Raw genomic sequence first — 636 nt, forward strand, 5'->3', positions numbered from 1 at the left:
CGGTAATCTCTCCGGCTGCCTGCTGTCCGGAAAATCAGGCTGTGTCCAGGTAACGGATATCTATAACCACCAGGTTCTGATCATTCCGCAAACACAGCTGCCTTTCGGACCGGATCATTTTCTGGGACGCCTCTCCGCCGCTGCCTTGGAAAATTTTTCAAAGGATATCGTCTGCGGATATGGAAATGGGGAGGACGGCCTTGCCGCAGCCATCAGTTCCGCCTACCAGACTGCCCTGCAGTTTTTCACCTTCCGCACCGTCTACGGAACAGAGAGCGGCGCCTTCCACACCCGTCTGCCGGAAAAGCAGGCGCTGGAACAGCTAAATACTTCCATACGGGGAATCGCGGGCGGCCTGCTGAAAAAAGACCACCAGGTTATCTTAAACAGCCTTCATTCCGTTTTTCAGATCATCGGGCAGGAACAGTTTTCGCTTCCTGCCCTGGAATCCGCGCTCTCCTCCCTGCTCTCTGCCGCCATCGAATACGCAGTCCACAGCGGAATCGAACTCTTCTCAGGCAGCGGCGGCTCCGCCTATACCGCGGCCGGAATCATCTATCACGGATGCAGCTTGGGTGAAATCGAAGAAAAATATACGAATCTCTTTCTCTCGCTCCCCGGGAGCCGGGAGATGGA

Annotated in this window: 1 protein-coding gene; it reads left to right on the forward strand. The window is 55.3% G+C overall.

Features of this window, described 5'->3' with window-relative positions; translation table 11 throughout:
* Window positions 1-636 (forward strand): DNA-binding response regulator (locus tag NE664_12655; GenBank protein ID MCQ4727486.1); only part of this gene is annotated, 636 nt, incomplete at both ends.

Source organism: Anaerotignum faecicola (assembly GCA_024460105.1).
GTDB lineage: Bacteria > Bacillota > Clostridia > Lachnospirales > Anaerotignaceae > JANFXS01.